Origin of the sequence: Pseudomonas cremoricolorata (assembly GCF_000759535.1) — a bacterium.
Classification (GTDB): Bacteria; Pseudomonadota; Gammaproteobacteria; order Pseudomonadales; family Pseudomonadaceae; genus Aquipseudomonas; species Aquipseudomonas cremoricolorata_A.
In genome coordinates, this window is the sequence record NZ_CP009455.1 from 3,088,437 (window position 1) to 3,108,995 (window position 20,559).

Below are 20,559 nucleotides of genomic sequence, written 5' to 3' on the forward strand. Positions count from 1 at the left end.
GCGAGACCCTCACGTTGTCATGAGCAGCCTAACTGTCTATACTCGGCAGCCGACTCCCAAGGGCTTTCCCAGGCCCGCTGTGATGGGTGTCGTGCTCTCTGAATGGTGGGTACCTGACCAGTACACTTACCAACAACTTTGCCCTGCTTGCTAGGGGCTCTTCAGTGTGAAAAAAGCCGTGAAAAGCCAACGACCTGTAAACCTAGACCTAAGGACCATCAAACTCCCCATTACCGGCATAACGTCATTTCTTCACCGCGTCTCCGGCATCATCCTCTTCCTGGGGCTGGGCATCATGCTTTATGCATTGTCCAACTCGCTGGGTTCCGAGGAAGGCTTCGGCGAAGTGAAGGCGTACATGACCAGCCCGCTGGCCAAGTTCGTGGCGTGGGGGCTGCTGTCTGCCCTGCTGTATCACCTGGTTGCCGGTGTGCGCCACTTGATCATGGACATGGGCGTCGGTGAAACGCTGGAAGGCGGAAGACTGGGCTCGAAAATTATCATCGCCGTTTCCGTGGTGTTGATCGTGCTGGCAGGAGTTTGGATATGGTAACCAACGTCACGAACCTTTCGCGTTCGGGCCTCTATGACTGGATGGCGCAGCGTGTTTCTGCGGTCGTTCTCGCGGCTTATTTCATCTTCCTGATCGGATACCTCGTCGCGCACCCGGGCATCGATTATGTCCAGTGGCACGCGCTGTTCTCCAACAACGCGATGCGTATCTTCAGTCTGCTCGCCCTCGTGGCCCTCGGCGCTCACGCCTGGGTCGGCATGTGGACCATTGCCACCGACTACCTGACGCCGATGGCGCTGGGCAAATCGGCTACGGCGGTACGTTTCCTGTTCCAGGCGGTCTGCGGCGTCGCGATGTTCGCGTACTTCGTCTGGGGTGTACAGATTCTCTGGGGTATCTGATTCATGGCTAGTGTTCCTACTATTTCGTTCGACGCCATCATCATCGGTGGTGGCGGCGCCGGCATGCGCGCTGCGCTGCAGCTGGCCCAGGGTGGTCACAAGACTGCCGTGATCACCAAGGTCTTCCCGACCCGTTCGCACACCGTTTCGGCCCAGGGTGGCATCACCTGCGCCATCGCTTCGGCCGACCCGAACGATGACTGGCGCTGGCACATGTACGACACCGTCAAGGGCTCCGACTATATCGGTGACCAGGACGCCATCGAATACATGTGTCAGGAAGGTCCTGCCGCGGTGTTCGAGCTCGACCACATGGGTCTGCCGTTCTCGCGTACCGAAACCGGCCGCATCTACCAGCGTCCGTTCGGTGGCCAGTCCAAGGACTTCGGCAAGGGCGGCCAGGCGGCCCGTACCTGCGCAGCGTCCGACCGTACCGGTCACGCGCTGCTGCACACCCTGTATCAGGGCAACCTGAAAGCCGGCACCACCTTCCTCAACGAGTACTACGCGGTCGATCTGGTGAAGAACCAGGACGGCGCGTTCGTCGGTGTCATCGCCATCTGCATCGAAACCGGTGAAACCCTGTACATCAAGGCCAAGGCCACTGTACTGGCCACCGGCGGTGCTGGCCGTATCTACGCCTCGACCACCAACGCCCTGATCAACACCGGCGACGGTGTCGGCATGGCGCTGCGTGCTGGCGTGCCGGTGCAGGACATCGAAATGTGGCAGTTCCACCCGACCGGCATTGCCGGCGCAGGTGTACTGGTCACCGAAGGCTGCCGTGGCGAAGGTGGTTACCTGATCAACGCCCACGGCGAGCGCTTCATGGAGCGTTACGCCCCGAACGCCAAAGACCTTGCCGGCCGCGACGTCGTCGCCCGTTCCATGGTCAAGGAAATCATCGCCGGTAACGGTGTCGGCCCGAACAAGGACCACGTCCTGCTCAAGCTCGACCACCTCGGCGAAGAAGTCCTGCACAGCCGCCTGCCAGGCATCTGCGAGCTGTCCAAGACCTTCGCCCACGTCGACCCTGTGGTCGCGCCGGTTCCGGTCGTACCGACCTGCCACTACATGATGGGCGGCGTTGCCACCAACATTCATGGCCAGGCCATCACCATGGACGCCGAAGGCGTCGACCACATCATCCCGGGTCTGTTCGCGGTCGGTGAAGTGGCGTGCGTATCGGTTCACGGCGCCAACCGCCTGGGCGGCAACTCGCTGCTCGACCTGGTGGTGTTCGGCCGTGCTGCCGGCCTGCACCTGGAGAAGGCGCTGAGCGAAGGCATCGAGTACCGCGACGCAAGCGACACCGACGTGGACGTTGCCCTGAATCGTCTGGCCAAGCTCAACGAGCGTACCACCGGCGAAGACGTGGCCACCCTCAAGCGCGAGCTGCAAAGCTGCATGCAGAACTACTTCGGTGTGTTCCGTACCGGCGAATACATGCAGAAGGGTATCGCCCAGCTGCAAGGTCTGCGTGAACGAATCGCCAACGTCAAGATCAATGACAAGTCCCAGGCCTTCAACACCGCGCGTATCGAAGCGCTGGAGCTGCAGAACCTGCTGGAAGTCGCTGAAGCGACGGCGATCGCCGCTGAAGCCCGTAAAGAGTCCCGCGGCGCCCACGCCCGTGAAGACTTCGAAGACCGTGACGACGAGAACTGGCTGTGCCACACCCTGTATTACCCGGGTGAGAAGCGCGTCGCCAAGCGTGGCGTCAACTTCGCGCCGAAGACCGTTCCGGCCTTCGAGCCTAAAGTCCGGACTTACTAAGGGGTGGCCGCAATGTTGAAAGTTGAAGTGTATCGCTACAACCCGGATACCGATTCGGCGCCTAAAACCCAGGTGTTCGAAGTCGATACCGGTGGCAAGGACCTGATGGTGCTCGACGTGCTGGCGCTGATCAAGGAGCAGGACGAAGGGTTCTCCTACCGTCGCTCCTGCCGTGAAGGCGTCTGCGGTTCCGACGGCATGAACATCAATGGCAAGAACGGCCTGGCCTGCATCACTCCGCTGTCGGCGGTGGTCAAGGGCAACAAGCTGGTGGTTCGTCCACTGCCTGGCCTGCCGGTGATCCGTGACCTGGTCGTCGACATGAGCATCTTCTACAAGCAGTACGAGAAGGTGAAGCCGTTCCTGCAGAACGACACCCCGGCACCGGCCATCGAGCGCCTGCAATCGCCGGAAGAGCGCGAGAAGCTCGACGGTCTGTACGAGTGCATCCTGTGCGCCTGCTGTTCGACCTCGTGCCCATCGTTCTGGTGGAATCCCGACAAGTTCCTCGGCCCTGCCGCGCTGCTGCAAGCCTACCGTTTCCTGGCTGACAGCCGCGACACCAAGACCCAGGAGCGTCTGGCTTCGCTGGACGATCCGTTCAGCGTATTCCGCTGCCGCGGGATCATGAACTGCGTGAACGTCTGCCCGAAAGGTCTGAACCCGACCAAGGCAATCGGTCACGTGCGCAACATGCTGCTGCAAAGCGGCACCTGATTCAGCAAGTGTTGTAACTGCAAGACGCCGAAGCGCGGGTGGTGAGCCCGCGCCGAGGTGAAACCCGAGCAAGGGCTCACAAAGCCCCGGCTCGTACCTATGAAGATATGAGACCAGCAGGGGCTTCCGGGCTGGTACCCGGAAAATCTGCAGGATCTTCGGTGACGTGGTTCGGCCGCGGTATTGGGCTTCCTACGTTTGCTGAGGCGCTTGCCGATCAGTCCCCTAACCGAGGGTGACCAAGCATGCAAGAAAGCGTGATGCAGCGCATGTGGGATAGCGCCCACCTTTCAGGTGGTAACGCTGCATATGTGGAAGAGCTCTACGAGCTTTACCTGCACGACCCTAACGCTGTGCCAGAAGAGTGGCGCACCTACTTCCAGAAGTTGCCCGCCGACGGCAGCACCGCTACCGATGTCTCGCACTCGACGATCCGCGACCATTTCGTACTGCTGGCAAAGAACCAGCGCCGCGCCCAACCGGTATCTGCCGGGAGCGTGAGCAGTGAACACGAGAAGAAGCAGGTTGAAGTGCTGCGACTGATCCAGGCCTATCGTATGCGCGGTCATCAAGCTGCCCAGCTTGACCCGTTGGGGTTGTGGCAGCGTCCCGCACCTGTAGACCTGTCGATCAATCACTACGGCCTGACCAGTGCCGATCTTGATACGACCTTCCGTGCCGGCGACCTGTTCATCGGCAAAGAGGAGGCGAGCCTACGGGAAATCTTCGATGCCTTGGAGAAGACATATTGTCGCACCATCGGCGCCGAGTTCACCCACATCGTCGATTCCGAGCAGCGCAGCTGGTTCCAGCAACGCCTGGAAAGCGTGCGTGGCCGTCCTGATTTCTCCGCCGACGCGCAGGCCCACCTGCTCGAGCGCGTAACCGCTGCCGAAGGCCTCGAGAAGTACCTGGGCACCAAGTACCCGGGCACCAAGCGCTTCGGTCTGGAAGGTGGCGAGAGCCTGATCCCGATGCTGGACGAAATGATCCAGCGCTCCGGCTCCTACGGTACCAAGGAAGTGGTCATCGGCATGGCCCACCGCGGTCGCCTCAACGTGCTGGTCAACACCTTCGGCAAGAACCCGCGCGAGCTGTTCGACGAGTTCGAAGGCAAGAAGATGAACGAGCTGGGCTCGGGTGACGTGAAATATCACCAGGGCTTTTCGTCGAACGTGATGACCCCGGGCGGCGAAGTCCACCTGGCCATGGCGTTCAACCCCTCCCACCTGGAAATCGTCTCGCCAGTGGTGGAGGGTTCCGTACGTGCCCGTCAGGACCGTCGCAACGACACCTCCGGTGACAAGGTCCTGCCGATTTCCATCCATGGTGACGCGGCCTTCGCCGGTCAGGGCGTGGTCCTGGAAACCTTCCAGATGTCGCAGACCCGCGGTTTCAAGACCGGCGGTACCGTGCACATCGTGATCAACAACCAGGTTGGTTTCACCATCAGCAACCCGCTGGACTCGCGCTCCACCGAGTACTGCACCGACGTTGCCAAGATGATTCAGGCGCCAATCCTGCACGTCAACGGCGATGACCCGGAAGCGGTGCTGTTCGTCACCCAGCTGGCCATCGACTATCGCATGCAGTTCAAGCGTGACGTGGTGGTCGACCTGGTCTGCTACCGTCGCCGCGGCCACAACGAGGCCGACGAGCCGAGCGGCACCCAGCCGCTGATGTACCAGAAGATCAGCAAGCAGCGTACCACCCGTGAGCTGTATGCCGACAAGCTGATCCAGGCCGGTCGCATCGACGCCGAACGCGCCCAGTCCAAGATCGACGACTACCGCAGCGCGCTGGACAACGGCCTGCACGTGGTCAAGAGCCTGGTCAAGGAGCCGAACCGCGAGCTGTTCGTCGACTGGCGTCCGTACCTGGGCCATGCCTGGACCGCGCGTCACGACACCGGCATCGAACTCAAGACCCTGCAGGAGCTGTCCGGCAAGCTGCTGGAAATTCCTGAAGGCTTCGTGGTTCAGCGTCAGGTCGCGAAAATCTACGAAGACCGCCAGAAGATGCAGGCCGGTGGCTTGCCGATCAACTGGGGCTACGCCGAAACCATGGCCTACGCCACGTTGATCTTCGAAGGTCACCCGGTGCGTATCACCGGTCAGGACGTGGGTCGCGGCACCTTCTCGCACCGTCATGCGGCGCTGCACAACCAGAAGGACGCCAGCACCTACCTGCCGTTGCAGAACCTGTACCCGGGCCAGCCGAAATTCGACCTGTACGACTCGTTCCTCTCGGAAGAGGCCGTGCTGGCGTTCGAATACGGTTACTCGACCACCACGCCGAACGCGCTGGTGATCTGGGAAGCCCAGTTCGGCGACTTCGCCAACGGTGCGCAAGTGGTGATCGACCAGTTCATCACCAGCGGCGAGCACAAGTGGGGTCGTCTGTGCGGCCTGACCATGCTGCTGCCACACGGTTACGAAGGGCAGGGGCCGGAGCACTCCTCCGCGCGTCTGGAGCGCTACCTGCAGCTGTGCGCCGAGCACAACATTCAGGTGTGCGTCCCGACTACGCCGGCGCAGATCTACCATCTGCTGCGTCGTCAGGTCATTCGTCCGCTGCGCAAGCCGCTGATCGTGCTGACGCCCAAGTCGCTGCTGCGCCACAAGCTGGCCGTTTCCACCCTGGAAGACCTCGCCGAAGGCTCGTTCCAGACCGTCATCCCGGAAATCGATACCCTCGAGCCGTCCAAGGTCGAGCGCATCGTGCTGTGCAGCGGCAAGGTCTACTACGACCTGCTGGAAAAACGCCGCGCCGAAGGCCGTGAAGACATCGCCATCGTGCGTCTCGAGCAGCTGTATCCGTTCCCGGAAGATGACCTGGTGGAAATCCTCGCGCCGTACACCAACCTCAAGGCCGCGGTGTGGTGCCAGGAAGAACCGATGAACCAGGGCGCCTGGTACAGCAGCCAGCACCATATGCGTCGGATCCTCGGTCGCCACAACCCGTCACTGGTTCTGGAATACGCCGGTCGCGACGCGTCTGCCGCACCTGCGTGTGGTTATGCTTCCAAGCACGCCGAGCAGCAGGAAAAACTGCTGCAAGACGCGTTCACCGTCTAACGCTTAGCGCACTGAAACCGAATTTAAGGAAACACTGCTAATGGCTATCGAGATCAAAGCCCCAACCTTCCCGGAATCGGTTGCCGACGGCACCGTTGCCACCTGGCACAAGCAGCCGGGCGAAGCCGTCAAGCGTGACGAGCTGATCGTCGACATCGAAACCGACAAAGTGGTCCTGGAAGTGCTGGCCACCGCCGATGGCGTGCTGGGCGATATCGTCAAGGCCGAAGGCGACACCGTGCTGTCCGACGAAGTTCTGGGCTCCATCGTCCAGGGTGGCGCTGGTGCTGCGGCACCGGCCGCTGCTGCCCAGGCTGCCGCGCCGGCCGCTGCTGCTGGCGCTGACGCCGGCGAAGACGACCCGGTTGCCGCACCTGCCGCGCGCAAGCTGGCCGAAGAGAACGGCATCGACCTGGCGTCGGTCGCCGGCACCGGCAAAGGCGGTCGCGTGACCAAGGAAGACGTCGTTGCCGCCGTCGCCAACAAGAAGTCGGCACCTGCCGCGGCCCCGGCTGCCAAGCCTGCCGCTGCGGCCCCGGCTGCCGTGGTCACTGCCAATGGCGACCGCACCGAGAAGCGCGTGCCGATGACCCGTCTGCGCGCCAAGATCGCCGAGCGTCTGGTCGAAGCCCAGTCGAACATGGCCATGCTCACCACCTTCAACGAAGTCGACATGACTGAAGTCATGGCCCTGCGTTCGAAGTACAAGGATCTGTTCGAGAAGACCCACAACGGCGTGCGCCTGGGCTTCATGTCGTTCTTCGTCAAGGCGGCGACCGAAGCGCTCAAGCGTTTCCCGGCCGTCAACGCCTCGATCGATGGCAACGACATCGTCTACCACGGTTTCGCCGACGTCGGCGTTGCGGTTTCCAGCGACCGTGGCCTGGTGGTTCCGGTACTGCGTAACGCAGAATCGATGAGCCTGGCGGAAATCGAGAACGGCATCGCCACCTTCGGCAAGAAGGCTCGCGACGGCAAGCTGTCGATCGAGGAAATGACCGGTGGTACCTTCACCATCACCAACGGCGGTACCTTCGGCTCGATGATGTCGACCCCGATCGTCAACCCGCCGCAGGCTGCTATCCTCGGCATGCACAACATCATTCAGCGCCCGATGGCGGTCAATGGTCAGGTGGTCATCCGCCCGATGATGTATCTTGCGCTGTCCTACGATCACCGCCTGATCGATGGCAAAGAGGCGGTCACCTTCCTGGTTACCATCAAGAACCTGCTGGAAGATCCGTCCCGCCTGCTGCTGGACATCTAAACAATAGCTGCAAGTCGCGAGCGGCAAGCTTCAAGTTGAAGCGTGCTGTCTTGCGGCTTGCAGCTTGAAGCTTGACGCTGAAAAGGAATCTTTTATGACCCAGAAATTCGACGTTGTTGTCATCGGTGCCGGCCCTGGCGGCTATGTGGCCGCCATCAAGGCTGCTCAACTGGGCCTGAAAACCGCCTGCATCGAGGAATACACCGACGCCGAGGGCAAACTGGCCCTGGGTGGCACCTGCCTGAATGTCGGTTGCATTCCGTCCAAGGCGCTGCTCGACAGCTCCTGGAAGTACAAGGAAGCCAAAGAGTCCTTCAACGTCCACGGCATCTCCACGGGCGAAGTGAAGATGGACGTCGCCGCGATGATCGGCCGCAAAGCTGGCATCGTGAAGAACCTGACCGGTGGCGTCGCCACCCTGTTCAAGGCCAACGGTGTGACCTCGATCCAGGGCCACGGCAAGCTGCTGGCAGGCAAGAAGGTCGAAGTCACCAAGGCCGACGGCAGCACTGAAGTCGTCGAAGCCGACAACGTGATTCTCGCTTCCGGTTCGCGTCCGATCGACATTCCGCCGGCTCCGGTCGACCAGAAAGTCATCGTCGATTCCACCGGCGCCCTGGAATTCCAGAGCGTACCGCAGCGTCTGGGCGTGATCGGCGCTGGCGTCATCGGTCTGGAGCTGGGTTCGGTATGGTCGCGCCTGGGCGCCCAGGTGACCGTACTCGAAGCGCTGGACACCTTCCTGATGGCTGCTGACAGCGCCGTCTCCAAGGAAGCGCACAAGACTCTCACCAAGCAAGGCCTGGACATCAAGCTGGGTGCTCGCGTCACCGGCTCCAGCGTCAATGGCGATGAAGTCGAAGTCACCTACACCGATGCCAATGGCGAGCAGAAGATCACCTTCGATCGCCTGATCGTCGCGGTTGGCCGTCGTCCGGTCACCACCGACCTGCTGGCCAGCGATTCGGGCGTGGACATCGACGAGCGCGGCTACATCTATGTCGATGACCAGTGCGCCACCAGCGTGCCGGGTGTGTTCGCCATCGGTGACGTGGTCCGCGGCCTGATGCTGGCGCACAAGGCGTCGGAAGAGGGCATCATGGTGGTCGAGCGCATCAAGGGCCACAAGGCTCAGATGAACTACGACCTGATCCCGTCGGTCATCTACACCCACCCGGAAATCGCCTGGGTCGGCAAGACCGAGCAGGCGCTCAAAGCCGAAGGCGTCGAAGTCAACGTCGGTACCTTCCCGTTCGCTGCCAGCGGCCGTGCCATGGCTGCCAACGACACCGGTGGTTTCGTCAAGGTCATCGCCGATGCCAAGACCGACCGTGTCCTGGGCGTTCACGTGATTGGCCCGTCGGCGGCCGAGCTGGTTCAGCAAGGCGCGATCGCCATGGAATTCGGCACCAGTGCCGAGGACCTGGGCATGATGGTCTTCAGCCATCCAACCCTGTCCGAAGCGCTGCACGAAGCAGCGCTGGCGGTGAATGGCGGTGCCATTCACGTCGCCAACCGTAAAAAGCGTTAATTATAAGAAACCACGGCGGGCTGCCCGTCGTGAGTCTTGCGTGCACGACTCACCGCGGAATGTTCGCCGGACCAGGTCACCGGGTTTCCCCGGGACTGAGGGTCACAGGTGGCGCGGCACCGGCAACGGTGCAGCGCCGAAGCGCAGTACCTAACGAAGACGGTAAAAAGCATGAATCTTCACGAGTATCAGGGCAAACAGCTGTTCGCTGAATACGGCCTGCCAGTTTCCAAGGGTTTCGCAGTCGACACCCCTGAAGCTGCAGCAGAAGCCTGCGACAAGATCGGTGGTTCGGAGTGGGTCGTCAAAGCCCAGGTCCACGCTGGTGGTCGCGGTAAGGCGGGTGGCGTCAAGCTGGTTCGCAGCAAGGAAGACGCCAAGGCGTTCGCTGCACAATGGTTGGGCAAGAACCTGGTCACCTACCAGACTGATGCCAACGGTCAACCAGTTTCCAAGATCCTGGTCGAGTCCTGCACCGACATCGCCAAAGAGCTGTACCTGGGCGCTGTAGTCGATCGTTCCAGCCGTCGCATCGTGTTCATGGCCTCCACCGAAGGTGGCGTGGACATCGAGAAAGTGGCTCACGACACTCCCGAGAAGATCATCAAGGCCACCATCGATCCGTTGGTCGGTGCGCAGCCGTTCCAGGGCCGTGAGCTGGCATTCCAGCTGGGTCTGGAAGGCAAGCAGGTTGCCCAGTTCGCGAAAATCTTCGTTGGCCTGGCCAAGCTGTTCCAGGACCACGACCTGGCCCTGCTGGAAGTCAACCCGCTGGTGATCAAGGCCGACGGCGATCTGCATTGCCTCGATGCCAAGATCAACATCGACGCCAACGCCATGTACCGTCAGCCGAAGCTGAAAACCTTCCACGACCCGTCGCAGGACGATGCCCGTGAAGCCCACGCTGCCAAGTTCGAACTGAACTACGTTGCCCTGGAAGGCAACATCGGCTGCATGGTCAACGGTGCCGGCCTGGCCATGGGTACCATGGATATCGTCAACCTGCACGGCGGCAAGCCAGCCAACTTCCTCGACGTGGGCGGCGGTGCCACCAAAGAGCGCGTGACCGAAGCGTTCAAGATCATTCTGTCCGACAGCAACGTCGCGGCCGTTCTGGTCAACATCTTCGGCGGCATCGTTCGTTGCGACATGATTGCCGAAGGCATCATCGGCGCAGTGAAAGAAGTTGGCGTTAAAGTTCCGGTGGTCGTTCGCCTCGAAGGCAACAACGCCGAACTGGGCGCTAAAGTACTGGCAGAAAGCGGTTTGAACATCATTGCTGCAACCAGCCTGACCGACGCTGCTCAACAAGTTGTCAAAGCTGCGGAGGGCAAGTAATGAGCGTCCTGATCAATAAAGACACCAAAGTCATCTGCCAGGGCTTCACCGGCTCGCAGGGTACTTTCCACTCCGAACAAGCCATCGCCTACGGCACCAAGATGGTTGGCGGCGTGACCCCAGGCAAAGGCGGCACCACCCACCTGGGCCTGCCGGTGTTCAACACCGTCAAGGAAGCCGTCGCTGCCACTGGCGCCGACGCCTCGGTCATCTACGTTCCGGCTCCATTCTGCAAGGACTCGATCCTGGAAGCGGCTTTCGGCGGCATCAAGCTGATCGTCTGCATCACCGAAGGCATCCCGACCCTCGACATGCTGGACGCCAAGGTCAAGTGCGACGAGCTGGGCGTGACCCTGATCGGCCCTAACTGCCCAGGCGTCATCACCCCGGGCGAGTGCAAGATCGGCATCATGCCAGGTCACATTCACTTGCCAGGCAAGGTCGGTATCGTTTCGCGTTCCGGCACTCTGACCTACGAAGCGGTCAAGCAGACCACCGACGCCGGCTTCGGCCAGTCGACCTGCGTGGGTATCGGTGGCGACCCGATTCCGGGCTCGAACTTCATCGACATCCTCAAGCTGTTCCAGGAAGACCCGAAGACCGAAGCGATCGTCATGATCGGTGAGATCGGCGGTTCGGCTGAAGAAGAGGCGGCTGCCTACATCAAGGCCAACGTCACCAAGCCTGTGGTTTCGTACATTGCCGGTGTAACTGCACCTGCTGGCAAGCGCATGGGCCACGCTGGCGCGATCATCTCCGGCGGCAAAGGTACTGCCGACGAGAAGTTCGCCGCCCTGCAGGACGCCGGTGTGAAAACCGTGCGTTCGCTGGCTGACATCGGCAAGGCCCTGGCCGAGCTGACTGGCTGGGAAGTGAAGCACTAATAGGCAGCACCCCCCACGCAACACAGAAACCACCCTCGGGTGGTTTTTGTGTTTCAGGACGGCCTGTGAGGACGGCCTGTCAGGACAATTCGCCGTGCGTATGGATTGCACCGATCAGCACGATAGGAATTTTCGTACAGACCTTTTCTGTAGCGAAGAGTAGATTTCGCACATCTTCAGTCGTTTATACGACAAGAACAGTCGCACAGCGGACAGACCGCTCGCTCGCAGTGCGCTCCTGGTACAAATTCGGTAATCTACGCGCCATTTTGTGCCCGATCCCCAAAAGGGACCGACACGCTAAACGGGTCTGGCTCATCAAGCCGGGCAGCATTTCCCTCATCCATAGGGCAATCCCTTCTCGAATCCCGATTTCAGCAGTGTGGTACTTCCCCAAATGAAAGTGTTAAAAGGCCAGGACATCCTGGCACTTGGCTTCATGACGTTTGCCCTTTTCGTGGGCGCGGGCAACATCATCTTCCCACCCATCGTCGGCCTGCAGGCCGGGCCGAACGTGTGGATGGCAGCGCTGGGCTTCCTGGTCACGGCGGTCGGCCTGCCGGTCATCACCGTCGTGGCGCTGGCCAAGGTCGGCGGTGGCATGGACGCGCTGAGCAGCCCGATCGGCAAGTTCTTCGGCGGCCTGCTGGCGGCGGTGTGCTACCTCTCGGTCGGCCCGCTGTTCGCCACACCGCGCACGGCCACTGTGTCGTTCGAAGTCGGTGTCGCGCCGCTGGTCGGTGACAGCATGGAAGGCTGGTTGGCGCTGTTGATCTACAGCGTGGTGTACTTCCTGATCGTGCTGGCAGTGTCGATGTATCCGGGCAAGCTGCTCGATACCGTCGGACGCTTCCTGGCGCCGCTGAAGATCATCGCACTGGCTGCGCTGGGCATCGCTGCCTTCATGCTGCCGGCCGGCGATATTGGTCAGGCGAAGCAGGCGTATGTGAGCGCACCGTTCTCGCAGGGCTTCATCAATGGCTACTTGACCATGGATACCCTGGGCGCACTGGTGTTCGGCATCGTCATCGTCAACGCCATCCGTTCCCGTGGCGTCGAGTCACCCCAACTGATCACCCGCTACGCAATCATCGCCGGCCTGATCGCCGGTGTCGGCCTGGCGCTGGTCTACGTCAGCCTGTTCCGTCTCGGCTCGGGCAGCCACGCGATCGCCATGGACGCCGCCAACGGCGCCACGGTGCTGCACGCCTACGTGCAGCACACCTTCGGCTCGCTGGGCAGTGGTTTCCTGGCCGTGTTGATCACCGTGGCCTGCCTGGTCACTGCAGTCGGCCTGACGTGCGCCTGCGCCGAGTACTTCAGCCAGATTCTGCCACTGTCGTACCGGGTGCTGGTGGTGTTGCTCGCCGGGTTCTCGTTGCTGGTCTCCAACCTGGGCCTGACCAAGCTGATCATGTTCTCGGTGCCCGTGCTGACGGCTATCTATCCGCCGTGCATCGTCATGATTGCCTTGAGCTTCGTCAACGGCGTGTGGAACTCACCGGTACGGGTGATGGCGCCGGTGATGCTGGTATCGCTGCTGTTCGGTATCGTCGATGCCCTCAAAGGCAGCGAACTTGCCCACCTGCTGCCAGACGCCGCCGCCAATCTGCCGCTGAGCGAACAGGGCCTGGCCTGGCTGGTGCCGTCGGTGATTGCCCTGGCCGTGTGCGTCACCGTCGACCGACTGCTGGGTAGCCCGCACCAGGCGATCGCCTGATGCGCTGAGTGCAGGCTGCGGGGCAGGTCACAAGCCACTGAGCCCGGCAGCCAATCGCGCCAGATGACCCCGCATGGCAATGCGGGGTTTTTTTTTGCCTGCACTGCCGAGTGTGCGTGCCTTTTGCGCAGAACCGACGTCGAAAGGCGGTGTAAATCCTGGTTTGTCCACCTGCGCGGAGACGGCATGAGTTTCATCCAGAACAACCTGAGCAATCTATTGGCCGTGTGCTGGTTCGGCCTCGCCTGGGGCGGCTATACCCGCTATGCCATCTGGAAGGGCCGCGACACGGCGTGCCTGGCCAGCGTGCTGCACCTCTACCGGGAAGACTGGATGCGCCGCATGCTGCTGCGCGACAACCGTATCGCCGATGCCAGCGTGATCGGCAACCTCGAGCGTAACGCCTCGTTCTTCGCCTCCAGCACGCTGATCATCCTCGCCGGCGTCCTCACCGTGCTCGGGGCCTCGGACCGGGCGCTGTCATTGCTGGCTGATCTGCCCTGGGTGCAGCCGGCTTCCCAAGGCATGTCGGAAATCAAGCTGCTGTGCCTGGCGATGGTCTTCGTCTATGCCTTCTTCACCTTCAGCTGGTGCATGCGTCAGTACAATTTCGCTGCGGTATTGGTAGGTTCGGCGCCGATGATCGGCGAGCGTCAGGTCAACGAGCCTGAACGCAGAGCCTTCGCTACCCGTGCAGCGAAAGTGCTGTCGCTTGCCGCCAACCAGTTCAACTTGGGATTGCGCGCGTATTATTTCGGCATGGCCTTGTTGACCTGGTTCATCAGCCCGTGGATGTTCATGCTCACCAGTGTCGGCGTGGTACTGATTCTTTACCGGCGTGAGTTTCACTCCGACGTGTTGGAAGTGATGGTCTTCACCCCCACGCAAAGTTCGGCGCTAGAGCACCCTGCGGACAACTCTGCAAGCGTGAACTGATCCAATTTAGTTAAAGTTTCCAGGCATAAAAAAACCCGGCCAGGCCGGGTTTTCTTACAAGCAGAATTACTGCTTGGCAGGTTCGGCAGGAACCGAGCCTGGCGGGGTGTTGGTCGGCGAGGAGCTGTCGCGAGCTTCTTCGGCGGCCTTCTGCTGAGCTTCAGCCTGGTCGGCAGCAGCCTTGGCTTTTTCTTCGTTGGCTTCGTTGACTTTGTCCTGAGCGTCACCCATTTTTTCCTGGGCTTTCTCGGCGTGTTGTTGTGCGTCTTGGGCTTTGTCTTCGCTCGCTTTATCGCAAGCGGCCAAGCCCATGGTGGCGGCCAGCATCAGAGCAAAAGCAAAAGGTTTACGCATGAGTGTGTATCTCCATTGGTGGAATAATCGACTTGTACCTTCGAGTTGTACGCTGTGAAAGAAGTTCCACACGGTTCGCACATATACATCTGCACGTCGTTAATGGCGACTGCGCGTTGTTTGCGGCGGGATTGATCCGGCGCCTGTCGACGACCCTTTGCCAAGCGTCTGCGCCATCGCCTGGCGGCTGATCGACCCAGGATGAGGGGCCTATCAAGGCGGCGCCCCTTGAAATGCCCCGGCGTGCCCCCATCTGTTGCTCATCCCGCCCTGAATGCCGGCCCTGGCCGTCACGGCGAACCCCGCCAATCGATTGGAGTTTTGAAGACCATGAGTGTGGATACTCAAAAGGAAACCCTGGGCTTCCAGACCGAAGTGAAGCAACTGCTGCACCTGATGATCCATTCCTTGTACTCGAACAAGGAAATCTTCCTCCGCGAGCTGATTTCCAACGCCTCCGACGCCGCCGACAAGCTGCGTTTCGAAGCCCTGGCCAAGCCTGAGCTGTTCGAAGGCGACACCGATCTGAAGATCCGCGTCAGCTTCGACAAGGCGGCCAATACCGTCACCCTGGAAGACAACGGCATCGGCATGAGCCGGCAGGACGTCATCACCCACCTGGGCACCATCGCCAAGTCCGGCACTGCCGACTTCATGAAGAATCTCACCGGCGACCAGAAGAAGGACTCGCACCTGATCGGCCAGTTCGGCGTCGGCTTCTACTCGGCGTTCATCGTCGCTGACAAGGTTGACGTCTACAGCCGCCGTGCCGGTCAGCCCGCTTCCGAGGGTGTGCACTGGTCGTCGAAAGGCGAGGGCGACTTCGAAGTCTCCACCATCGACAAACCGCAGCGCGGCACGCGCATCGTGCTGCACCTCAAAGCGGGTGAAGACGAGTTCGCCGATGGCTGGCGTCTGCGCAATGTGGTCAAGAAGTACTCCGATCACATCGCCCTGCCTATCGAGCTGCCCAAGGAGCAGGCCGAGGCTGCCGAAGGCGAAGAAGCACCCGCCCAGGAGTGGGAAACCGTCAACCGTGCCAGCGCCCTGTGGACCCGCCCACGTACCGAGATCAAGGACGAGGAATACCAGGAGTTCTACAAGCACATCGGCCATGACTTCGAGAACCCGTTGGCCTGGAGCCACAACAAGGTCGAAGGCAAGCTCGAATACAGCTCGCTGCTGTACGTGCCAGCCCGTGCACCGTTCGACCTGTACCAGCGTGAAGCACCGCGTGGTCTGAAGCTGTATGTGCAGCGCGTGTTCATCATGGATCAGGCCGAGTCGTTCCTGCCGCTGTACCTGCGCTTCATCAAGGGCGTGGTCGATTCCAACGACCTGTCGCTGAACGTCTCGCGGGAAATCCTGCAGAAAGACCCGATCATCGATTCGATGAAATCGGCGCTGACCAAGCGCGTGCTGGACATGCTCGAGAAGCTGGCCAAGAACGACCCCGAGCAATACAAAGGCTTCTGGAAGAACTTCGGCCAGGTGCTCAAGGAAGGTCCGGCAGAAGATTTCGCCAACAAGGAGAAAATCGCCGGCCTGCTGCGCTTCGCCTCCACCCACGACGACAGCGGCGAGCAGAATGTTTCCCTGGCCGACTACCTGGCCCGCGCCAAGGAAGGTCAGGACAAGTTCTACTACCTGACCGGCGAATCCTACGCGCAGGTCAAGAACAGCCCTCACCTGGAAGTCTTCCGCAAGAAAGGCATCGAAGTGCTGCTGCTCACCGATCGTATCGACGAATGGCTGATGAGCTACCTGAGCGAATTCGAGGGCAAGAGCTTCGTCGATGTGGCCCGTGGCGATCTTGACCTGGGTTCGCTGGACTCCGAGGAAGACAAGAAAGCCCAGGAAGAAGTCGCCAAGGATAAAGAGGGCCTGGTCGAGCGCCTCAAGTCTGCCCTGGGCGAGAGCGTTGCCGAAGTGCGCGTCTCCCATCGCCTGACCGATTCGCCGGCGATTCTGGCCATCGGTGAACAGGACCTTGGCTTGCAGATGCGTCAGATTCTGGAAGCCAGCGGGCAGAAGGTGCCCGATTCCAAGCCGATTTTCGAGTTCAACCCTAGCCACCCGCTGATCGAGAAGCTCGATCACGAGCAGAGCGAGGATCGCTTCGCCGAGCTGTCGCATATCCTCTTCGACCAGGCGGCACTGGCGGCGGGCGACAGCCTGAAAGACCCGGCTGCCTATGTTCGCCGGCTGAACAAGCTGCTGGTCGAGCTGTCTGCTTGAGTGAATGCAGTTGCTGAAAAGGGCCCGCTTCGGCGGGCTTTTTTCATGGTGCCGGCGCAGTGGCGGCGCCGGCTACTGTCGAATGCCTTAAGGAGTGCACAATGAGCAAGGTCATCGTCGAATCACTGACTTATCATCTCTCGGGCGACACCTACGAGAGTCGCCTGGTGTACACCCTCGATGCTGGCGAGCAGCCGGCACTGGTGATGGTGCCGAACTGGATGGGTGTCACTGAAGGCGCCGTACGTATCGCCCGGGAGGTGGCCAGTCAGGGGTATGTGGTGCTGATCGCCGATTTGTATGGGCAATCGCTGCGTCCGAGCAATGCCGATGAAGCGGCGGCAGCGATGATGCCGCTCAAGAACAACCGCACTGAGCTGCGCAAGCGCATGGCTGAAGCCCTGGCGCAATTGCTTGGGCAGTCCAAGGCGCGATTGGCACCAGGCAAGGCGGCGGCGTTCGGCTTCTGCTTCGGCGGCTGCTGTGCGCTGGAGCTGGCGCGCAGTGGCGCGGATCTACGTGCGGCGGTGTCGTTCCATGGCACGCTGGACACCCCCGATGCCGCTGATGCGCGCAACATCAAAGGTGCGGTGCTGGCGCTGCACGGCGCTGAAGACCCGCTGGTGTCTGCCGAGCAGTTGCCGGCCTTCGAGGCGGAAATGACCGCCGCCAAGGTCGATTGGCAGTTGCACAGCTATGGCGGTGCTGTGCATTCGTTCACCGATCCCGAGGCCAACATGCCAGGCACCGCCCAGTACAACCGCAAGGTTTCGGAGCGCGCGTTCAGGGCCATGCACAACCTGTTGGATGAAGTGTTCCAGCGCTGATCGGACCAGGGCAGGGAGGCCCGACCGTGCACGACGTGCACGGTCACTGGCTGGCTGAACCCGGCTGAGGATCGTGCGGTCTACCCAGCTCGAATTCAGACCAGGAAGTTTTGCCATGATCGTCCGAGCGCTTGCCGCCACGCTGTGCGTCGGCCTGCTGCTGCAGCCTTGCCAGGCTCGCGAGTACCGATACAGCGACGCCCATCTGCATTACGTGGATTTCTTCCAGGAAAGCGAAGGCATGCCGGCGCTGCTCGAGGCTATGGATGCCGCTGGTATCTATCAGTCGATGATTTCCGGCATTCCGGTGGCCAAGAAGTGGCATGAAGATGAGCCCAAGCGTCCGCGCTACTACGCTGGCGATGATGCGGCGGCCTATTGGTACAGTGCCACTGACGTGCTGGTCGCTGCGGCGCTGCAAAAGCTCAGCCCCGAACAACGCCAACGCTTTCATCCGTTTCTAAGTGGGTTCAACCCGGTAGACAAGAACGCTGCCAGTCATATTGAACGCACGCTCGAGCTCAATCCAGGCTTGTGGCAGGGCATTGGCGAGGTGTTCACCCGCCATGACGATCTCACCGCGCTGACCAGTGGCGACACCCCGCGGGCCAACAACGAAGCGATGAATCGCGTCTATCGCCTGGCCGCCGAGCATGACCTTCCGGTGCTGGTGCATTCCAACATCACTTCCAAGCGCGAGCGCAATCCGCTGTACCTGGCTGAAATCGAAGAGCCGCTACGCGACCATCCGCACACCCGTTTCATCTGGGCCCATGCCGGCAGCAGCCTGGAAATTCACCGGCACCAGACCAAGATGGACTTTCTCCTGCCGACCCTGACGCGCATGCTGGAGCGCTATCCGAACCTCTATGTCGACCTGTCATGGAGCGTGCTCGAGCCTTACCTGCTGGACAAGCAGGGCAGCCCGCGCCAGGCCTGGGTCGATCTGGTCAAGCGCTTCCCCGAACGCTTCATGCTCGGTTCCGATGTGGTCGGGCGCTTCGGCAGCATGGGCGAGCAGTTGAAAAGCTTCACGCCATTTCTCGATGCGCTGCCCGAAGACGTCGCGCGCAAGGTCGCACGGGATAACTTCCTTGCGGTGCTGCCCAAGGCGCGCTGAGCAGGCAGGGCAGCTGGCAGAAATGAAAACGCCCCGAACCAGTCGGGGCGTTTTCAGCTCAGCGATCAGAAGATCACTTGCCTTCCCAGCGCTTGAGAACCAGGGTGGCGTTGGTGCCGCCAAAGCCGAAGCTGTTGCTCATGACGGTGTTGATCGTGGCGTTTTCCTGAGTCTTGCGCAGGATGGGCAGATCAGCAACCGCTGGGTCGAGCTCGTCGATGTTGGCCGAACCTGCGATGAAGTTGTTTTCCATCATCAGCAGGCAGTAGATCGCCTCGTGGACACCGGCAGCGCCCAGCGAGTGACCGGACAGGCTCTTGGTCGAGCTGATGGCCGGGGCCTTGTCGCCGAACACTTCGCGGATGCCCTTGATCTCGGCGACGTCGCCGACCGGGGTGGAAGTGCCGTGGGTGTTGAGGTAATCGATAGGGGTGTCGACGGTCGACAGCGCCTGCTGCATGCAGCGGATGGCGCCTTCGCCGCTCGGGGCGACCATGTCGTAACCGTCGGAGGTGGCACCGTAGCCGATGATTTCGGCGTAGATCTTGGCGCCACGGGCCAGGGCGTGCTCGAGCTCCTCGACCACCACCATGCCGCCACCGCCGGCGATGACGAAGCCATCACGGTCGGCGTCATAGGCGCGCGAGGCGGTTTCCGGGGAATCGTTGCGCTTGGTCGACAGAGCGCCCATGGCATCGAACAGGAACGACTGGCTCCAGTGCTCTTCTTCGCCACCACCGGCGAAGACGATGTCCTGCTTGCCCCACTGGATCTGCTCCAGTGCGGTGCCGATGCAGTGGGCGCTGGTGGCGCAGGCCGACGAGATCGAGTAGTTGATGCCCTTGATCTTGAACGGGGTCGCCAGGCAAGCGGAAACGGTGCTGCCCATGGTACGGGTGACGCGGTACGGGCCAACGCGCTTGACGCCTTTCTCGCGCAGGGTGTCGAGTGCTTCCATCTGGTTCAGCGTGGAAGCACCACCGGAGCCTGCGACCAGGCCGGTACGCGGGCTGGAGACTTGCTCTTCGGTCAGACCGGAGTCCTTGATGGCGTCCTGCATGGCCAGGTAGGCATAGGCGGCCGCATGACCGACGAAGCGGAACACCTTGCGGTCGATCAGTTCTTCGAGGTTGAGGTCGATGGACCCGGAAACCTGGCTACGCAGCCCCATTTCCTTGTATTCCGGGTTGTAACGAATACCCGGACGGCTGTTGCGCAGGTTTTCGGTGACGGTAGCTTTGTCATTGCCCAGGCACGAAACGATGCCCAGACCAGTGATAACGACGCGGCGCATGCGAATAACCCTTAGAAATTGTCAGTGGAGGTGAACACGCCGACCCGCAGGCCTTCGGCGGTGTAGATCTCTTTACCATCGACGCTGACCGAGCCATCGGCGATGGCCATGTTCAGCTTGCCCTTGAGGACGCGCTTGAGATGGATGTTGTAGGTGACCTTTTTAGCGGTCGGCAGTACCTGGCCGAAGAATTTCACTTCACCTGAACCCAGCGCACGGCCACGGCCCGGCAGGCCTTGCCAGCCGAGGTGGAAGCCGACCAGTTGCCACATGGCATCGAGGCCCAGGCAGCCCGGCATGACCGGATCGCCTTCGAAATGGCAGGCGAAGAACCACAGGTCAGGCGTGATATCCAGCTCGGCGACCAATTCACCTTTGCCGTACTTGCCGCCTTCGGCGCTGATGAGGGTGATGCGATCGACCATCAGCATGTTGGGGGCGGGCAGTTGCGCATTACCTGGGCCGAACAGCTCACCGCGACTGCAGCGCAGCAGGTCTTCCCGAGTAAAGGCGTTTTGTTTGGTCATGCGAGCTCCTCAATAACCCCCTGTGGCAGGGGATGAAT

The 20,559-nt window shown here is 61.2% G+C and carries 17 protein-coding genes; 14 read left to right on the forward strand and 3 right to left on the reverse strand.

Going from position 1 to position 20,559, the window contains the following annotated elements:
* The first annotated feature begins 166 nt into the window (after positions 1–166).
* The 11 genes from sdhC (at position 167) to LK03_RS13910 (ending at position 14,161) form a co-directional block, all read left to right on the forward strand.
* Positions 167–553 (forward strand): succinate dehydrogenase, cytochrome b556 subunit, encoded by a 387-nt coding sequence (gene sdhC / locus LK03_RS13860; RefSeq protein ID WP_033727462.1) that lies wholly within the window; start codon positions 167–169, stop codon positions 551–553.
* Positions 547–915 carry a succinate dehydrogenase, hydrophobic membrane anchor protein gene (gene sdhD / locus LK03_RS13865; RefSeq protein WP_028693895.1) on the forward strand — a complete coding sequence of 123 codons (369 nt, stop codon included), beginning with the start codon at positions 547–549 and terminating at the stop codon, positions 913–915. The genes sdhC and sdhD overlap by 7 nt, the downstream gene beginning before the upstream one ends.
* A 3-nt stretch (positions 916–918) precedes the next feature.
* On the forward strand, positions 919–2,691 hold the full coding sequence (gene sdhA / locus LK03_RS13870) for a succinate dehydrogenase flavoprotein subunit (protein ID WP_038412948.1): 1,773 nt from the start codon (positions 919–921) through the stop codon (positions 2,689–2,691).
* Positions 2,692–2,703: 12 nt separating this feature from the next.
* Positions 2,704–3,408 carry a succinate dehydrogenase iron-sulfur subunit gene (locus LK03_RS13875; protein WP_038412949.1) on the forward strand — a complete coding sequence of 235 codons (705 nt, stop codon included), beginning with the start codon at positions 2,704–2,706 and terminating at the stop codon, positions 3,406–3,408.
* A gap of 245 nt (positions 3,409–3,653) precedes the next feature.
* On the forward strand, positions 3,654–6,485 hold the full coding sequence (locus LK03_RS13880; protein WP_038412950.1) for a 2-oxoglutarate dehydrogenase E1 component: 2,832 nt from the start codon (positions 3,654–3,656) through the stop codon (positions 6,483–6,485).
* Between the two features lie 40 nt (positions 6,486–6,525).
* Complete coding sequence (odhB, locus tag LK03_RS13885; protein WP_038412951.1) at positions 6,526–7,752, forward strand: 2-oxoglutarate dehydrogenase complex dihydrolipoyllysine-residue succinyltransferase; 1,227 nt, start codon at positions 6,526–6,528, stop codon at positions 7,750–7,752.
* Positions 7,753–7,846: 94 nt separating this feature from the next.
* A complete protein-coding gene (lpdA, locus tag LK03_RS13890) occupies positions 7,847–9,283 on the forward strand; it encodes a dihydrolipoyl dehydrogenase (protein ID WP_038412952.1) in 1,437 nt (478 codons plus the stop codon).
* Positions 9,284–9,454: 171 nt separating this feature from the next.
* Positions 9,455–10,621, forward strand: a complete 1,167-nt coding sequence (gene sucC / locus LK03_RS13895; protein WP_038412953.1) for an ADP-forming succinate--CoA ligase subunit beta — start codon at positions 9,455–9,457, stop codon at positions 10,619–10,621.
* Complete coding sequence (gene sucD, locus LK03_RS13900; protein ID WP_028693888.1) at positions 10,621–11,505, forward strand: succinate--CoA ligase subunit alpha; 885 nt, start codon at positions 10,621–10,623, stop codon at positions 11,503–11,505. The genes sucC and sucD overlap by 1 nt, the downstream gene beginning before the upstream one ends.
* Before the next feature lie 397 nt (positions 11,506–11,902).
* A complete protein-coding gene (gene brnQ / locus LK03_RS13905; RefSeq protein ID WP_038412954.1) occupies positions 11,903–13,225 on the forward strand; it encodes a branched-chain amino acid transport system II carrier protein in 1,323 nt (440 codons plus the stop codon).
* Positions 13,226–13,411: 186 nt separating this feature from the next.
* Positions 13,412–14,161 (forward strand): DUF599 domain-containing protein, encoded by a 750-nt coding sequence (locus LK03_RS13910; RefSeq protein WP_038412955.1) that lies wholly within the window; start codon positions 13,412–13,414, stop codon positions 14,159–14,161.
* A gap of 66 nt (positions 14,162–14,227) precedes the next feature.
* Here the strand turns inward: LK03_RS13910 and LK03_RS13915 are convergent, their stop codons facing one another.
* Entirely contained in the window at positions 14,228–14,515 is a 288-nt protein-coding gene (locus tag LK03_RS13915) for a hypothetical protein (protein ID WP_038412956.1), read from the reverse strand.
* Positions 14,516–14,845: 330 nt separating this feature from the next.
* Between LK03_RS13915 and htpG the strand changes: the two genes are divergently transcribed.
* From htpG to LK03_RS13930, 3 genes are all read left to right on the forward strand, one after another.
* Entirely contained in the window at positions 14,846–16,753 is a 1,908-nt protein-coding gene (htpG, locus tag LK03_RS13920; RefSeq protein WP_038412957.1) for a molecular chaperone HtpG, read from the forward strand.
* Positions 16,754–16,854: 101 nt separating this feature from the next.
* Positions 16,855–17,580: a dienelactone hydrolase family protein gene (locus LK03_RS13925; RefSeq protein ID WP_038412958.1), complete on the forward strand. Its 726-nt coding sequence runs from the start codon at positions 16,855–16,857 to the stop codon at positions 17,578–17,580.
* A gap of 115 nt (positions 17,581–17,695) precedes the next feature.
* Complete coding sequence (locus tag LK03_RS13930; protein ID WP_038412959.1) at positions 17,696–18,700, forward strand: amidohydrolase family protein; 1,005 nt, start codon at positions 17,696–17,698, stop codon at positions 18,698–18,700.
* 73 nt (positions 18,701–18,773) lie between these two features.
* Here LK03_RS13930 and fabB read toward each other — a convergent pair whose 3' ends face one another.
* Both fabB and fabA read right to left on the reverse strand, forming a co-directional pair.
* Positions 18,774–19,994: a beta-ketoacyl-ACP synthase I gene (gene fabB, locus LK03_RS13935; protein WP_028693881.1), complete on the reverse strand. Its 1,221-nt coding sequence runs from the start codon at positions 19,992–19,994 to the stop codon at positions 18,774–18,776.
* A gap of 11 nt (positions 19,995–20,005) precedes the next feature.
* Positions 20,006–20,521: a 3-hydroxyacyl-[acyl-carrier-protein] dehydratase FabA gene (gene fabA / locus LK03_RS13940; protein WP_038412960.1), complete on the reverse strand. Its 516-nt coding sequence runs from the start codon at positions 20,519–20,521 to the stop codon at positions 20,006–20,008.
* Positions 20,522–20,559 lie beyond the last annotated feature (38 nt).